The sequence below is a fragment of the Bacteroides sp. AM23-12 genome (genome assembly GCF_003434395.1).
Classification (GTDB): domain Bacteria; phylum Bacteroidota; class Bacteroidia; order Bacteroidales; family Bacteroidaceae; genus Bacteroides; species Bacteroides thetaiotaomicron.
The window spans coordinates 1-3,787 of record NZ_QTLF01000067.1; the positions used below are offsets into that span (position 1 = coordinate 1).

The 3,787-nt window shown below is 45.6% G+C and carries 5 protein-coding genes and 1 pseudogene; 4 read left to right on the forward strand and 2 right to left on the reverse strand.

Features of this window, described 5'->3' with window-relative positions; translation table 11 throughout:
* Together DW640_RS22850 and DW640_RS22855 are read right to left on the reverse strand one after the other, a co-directional pair.
* Positions 1-1,208 (reverse strand): annotated as a pseudogene (locus tag DW640_RS22850) (ATPase); the annotation flags it as partial.
* Between the two features lie 568 nt (positions 1,209-1,776).
* Positions 1,777-2,442 carry a hypothetical protein gene (locus DW640_RS22855; protein ID WP_011108094.1) on the reverse strand — a complete coding sequence of 222 codons (666 nt, stop codon included), beginning with the start codon at positions 2,440-2,442 and terminating at the stop codon, positions 1,777-1,779.
* Positions 2,443-2,610: 168 nt separating this feature from the next.
* Between DW640_RS22855 and DW640_RS24475 the strand changes: the two genes are divergently transcribed.
* The 4 genes from DW640_RS24475 to DW640_RS22870 form a co-directional block, all read left to right on the forward strand.
* The gene (locus DW640_RS24475; RefSeq protein ID WP_008766438.1) at positions 2,611-2,949 is read left to right on the forward strand and encodes an SH3 beta-barrel fold-containing protein; all 339 of its coding nucleotides are present in this window, start codon (positions 2,611-2,613) and stop codon (positions 2,947-2,949) included.
* Positions 2,946-3,215 (forward strand): hypothetical protein, encoded by a 270-nt coding sequence (locus tag DW640_RS22865; protein WP_048692382.1) that lies wholly within the window; start codon positions 2,946-2,948, stop codon positions 3,213-3,215. The genes DW640_RS24475 and DW640_RS22865 overlap by 4 nt, the downstream gene beginning before the upstream one ends.
* Positions 3,212-3,385, forward strand: coding sequence for a hypothetical protein (locus DW640_RS23855; RefSeq protein WP_008766440.1), 174 nt, complete (start codon positions 3,212-3,214; stop codon positions 3,383-3,385). Before DW640_RS22865 ends, DW640_RS23855 begins: the two co-directional genes overlap by 4 nt.
* Positions 3,386-3,422: 37 nt before the next feature.
* Positions 3,423-3,787, forward strand: a 365-nt coding sequence (locus DW640_RS22870; RefSeq protein ID WP_199610453.1) for an HNH endonuclease, incomplete at its 3' end; no start/stop codon positions are given.

The following is a 3,787-nucleotide window of genomic DNA, read 5'->3' on the forward strand; positions in this document are numbered from 1 at the left end:
ATTTTCGCGAAACAGGCGGAGGTGGGCACGATAATCAGGTTGCCGTCATGCGTCACCTCCTCTTCGGTGACGTACAAGTCGTGGCTGACGTTGCACGAGAGGAGGCCGGTCCGCAAATCCCATTTCCAAGGGGTCATGTCGGCAGCGTCGAGGGCGGCGGACAACTTATGGTTGGTGGATTTCAGCATTTGCTGCGTCAGCACCAGTTCGGTATTGTCCACACCAAAGACATCGACGCAGCCTTTCGTTTTGGAATGTATGGAGATGACGGTCAGATGAGTTTTCGTCTTCTCCAGATAATACTGAAAGGTTATTTGCCTGTTGTCATTCAGTTCGCTGTACCTGTCGGGCAGTTCCGGCGAATAATCCGGATTGAGTTCGCTGTATTTCTTTCCCAGTATTTTTTCTTTGGGCAGGATGTATTTCTCGAAAGTGGGATTCACTTCCCGGTAGACATAGTCGATAATCCGGGCACCGGGGTCGAATATGAGCTCGACACGGGCATAGAGAACGGGCATGTTTTCGACCAGACTGCTATAGCTCCTCATGATCTCCAGCCGCCTGCTCCTCTCATGCAGCGCCCTCCGGAGCCATATCACATAGATGACGGCCAGTGCTATCAAAGAGAAAAACAGGGCCAGATAATATTTGTTCCGCTCGAAAAAAGTGGGGGGCTTCATACAAAAAACAGTGTCGTCGGGACACAGGCCGAGCAACAGTCCGCTCTCTACGTAGTCGGCATAATTGATGACGGATGGGGGCGTCCCCATCGCTGTCGTTTCCACTCTGTGCGGATGCGACGCTCCGTCCAGGCGGCTTTTGATCACCGGGAGCAGATGTTTCTTTATTTCACTGTCTGTCCAGAAATAGCCGCCGATCAACAGGAAAGGCATCACTTCCTCCGCTTCTTTCCTGCATTGCGCGCTGATCCAGCGCCTGTCGGACATGAAGACCTGTTTGCGCATATCCGGGACAACGGTCGCCATCAGTTCCATGTGCTCGGCACATATGTCAACCGGGCTGTTCTGGACGCGAAACTCTTTATAGACAGGGGCCATAAAGTCATCGCTCCACAGACAGTTTTCGGTATAAGAATTGATGATTAATAGTTGACAAGAAGAGGGGCGGCCGGCATAAATGTAAGTCTGAAATGCACTGATCAGAAAGATTGCAAGTGCCGCTGTTTTTCGAGTTATCCGCGCTTCCATAAATAGTGATTGTTTTGATTGTTTGCGGAACCGATCACTGAATATCTTAAAATATTGCTATTAAATCTTTAAATATTACTATACAAAAAGGTAAGTTCTGTAAGAACTTGGTAGAGCGACTTATCTGCCAGTTTATAATATATTACTAAAGAAATAAAAACAAACAGACTTATTAAAAGCCGTCATCTGCATTCTCAGCTCGGAAAACGGATTCGTTTTACCCGAACTGAGAATGCAATAATTAGAATTTGTAAATAATGACGAACGTGCAATACGGTAGAAACCGACAAAGGAAAACAAATAAATATCTAAAAGAGAAAACGTAGGATGTCAACATCGAATATGAAATCTGAGTGAACAATAAAACTTATTTTTCAGAATAAAAGCGTTTCTGCATGGTTTTCTCAATAATATGATTACATTTGTGGTGACATTATAACAAGGGAATAAAATGGAAATCCATCGCTGATATCGAATCGTTTTTTTACGAATACAGACTACCAAGTTCTTACAGGACTTACCTCATTCCGTCAGTTGTTCTTTCCTTTGTCCCGATCATTGTCGTCGCTCAAAGGTGTTCGTCGTCTTTACCTTCTTTTCCTTTTTCGTTCTTTTCCTCGTCTTTCATGCGCAATAATTTATCTTTACCGAAATTTATTTCTATCACCACTTTCTTGGGCGAGTCGATATGGTAACTCACAATTCCGGCATCTCTAATCAAGAACATAATAATGACAACCAGCATCCCGACCAGATTTTCGGCAAAGACACAATTGACGGACACGCAGTGCGCTAAATTAAAAATCGTCGTCCAATTGGACATTCTCTTTCCCATCCAGGCCGAGTGGAAGCGCTTGATCGACGATGCCGAACAGTCCGAATGCTGCTGAAGATAAGCGTCGTCAAAGCCGTTATCCCGGCTGACTTTCATAATCGAATCGATGACTTTCTGTTTTTCTTCGTCATCACTGTGCTGCAAGCCATTACATTGCTTTTTCTTCCATTGCTTCTCTTCGACTCTTTCCTGAAGGGCATCCCTGTTCTCGTCATACACGGACTTTTCGCCACTCTGATTTGCTTTTTTCTGACTCATGCTTTTCTGATTTGCTTTTTCCTGACTCATGCTTTTCTGATTTACTTTTTTCTGACTTGTACTTTTCTGATTTACAGTCCTTTTTACTTCAATGTGTTGTTCTCTTTCACTACTGTTCTGGCAGTTTTCTTTTTTGTTCATTACTAATTATATTTAAATTAATCCGACAAAATTCGGGATTTACCTTTAACATTTTGGGTCACGCGTGACTCTTTCTACATATTTTTTCATTTTAGTCAAGCGTGAACGGTTTTTATTCTACCCATAATCTACTTTTGCCCCGAAATCAATAAAAAACAATTGAATCATATGACTGAAATGAAAAAACAACATTCCCTCCCACGGGTACGGCTCATGAGGCGGGCCGCCGTCATCCGTCGCAACAATGACATGAACCGGCGTGATGCGCTCATCATCGCCCACCGAATCGGTGGACTGATACGGAAAATGCACAGGGAGAACGTGAAATTCTGCTACACCAAGCAGGACGGAACCGTGCGCCACGCTGTCGGCACGCTCACCGGATATCAACACAGTTTTCACCGCCCCTATATGCCACGACCGGAAAATACGTTTGTAGTCTACTACGATCTCGAAGCCAAAGGGTGGCGCACGTTTCATGCCGAAAATTTCCTTTGCGTCGAATGAGTTTCGAAGAGCAGATGAGATTCGGAGAGCAAATGAGTTTCGGGCAGCAGATAAGTTTTGAAATGAGTTTCGGGCAGCAGATAAGTTTTGGACAGCAAATGAATTTCGGAGAACAAATGACTTCAGAAGAACGAAAAGAATGGGAAACGCTTTGCAGAATGTATCATGTGGACTCTTTGTATGAAGCCATTCAAGGGTGTCGGGAGGAGCTGGAGTTTCTCGTTCGCTGTGCCGAACGGCTCGAACCCCGTGCAGAGGAGGAATGAGAAAGGTCAAAGACCGGAGTAAGCGGGCGGAACCGCCTCATGTCAGCGAGGAGGCTACGCCGTTTAACAGTCCTTGTTTATGCCGTTTCTACCTTGCAGGCTACGCCGTTTCTACCATGCAGGCTGCGCCGTTTATCCCCGGTGGTTTCGGAAAAGGGATTTCTTTTTAACGAAGTATAATTTTATTAACAATATAAAGAATAAAGTATGGAAAATTGGAGATTTATCGAAGCAAATTCCGATTATATGGTTTCAGACCACGGGCGGATATTGAGTTTCAAAGGCAAATCGAAGTTGATAATCAGCAGCAGCATTACCGCAAAAGGTTATGAGTACGTGGCCATCCGCCAAAAGGGGATATACGTCGGCTACTCTGTACACCGCTTAGTGGCAACAGCTTTTATCCCCAACCCGAAGCGTCTCCCCCAAGTGAACCACCTCGACGGAAACAAGCTCAACAACCACGTCGCCAACCTCGAATGGTGCGATGCCTACGACAATGTCATGCACGCCATCCGGACCGGTCTGCGTCCGTCGTCACCCGCCCTCTCCCCCGTCCCCTGTGCCACAAC

Excerpts from the sequence above, each read along its gene's own strand:
- DW640_RS22855 (WP_011108094.1), bottom strand. The coding sequence starts at position 2,442 with ATGAACAAAAAAGAAAACTGCCAGAACAGTAGTGAAAGAGAACAACAC.
- DW640_RS24475 (WP_008766438.1), top strand. The coding sequence starts at position 2,611 with ATGACTGAAATGAAAAAACAACATTCCCTCCCACGGGTACGGCTCATG.
- DW640_RS22865 (WP_048692382.1), top strand. The coding sequence starts at position 2,946 with ATGAGTTTCGAAGAGCAGATGAGATTCGGAGAGCAAATGAGTTTCGGG.
- DW640_RS23855 (WP_008766440.1), top strand. The coding sequence starts at position 3,212 with ATGAGAAAGGTCAAAGACCGGAGTAAGCGGGCGGAACCGCCTCATGTC.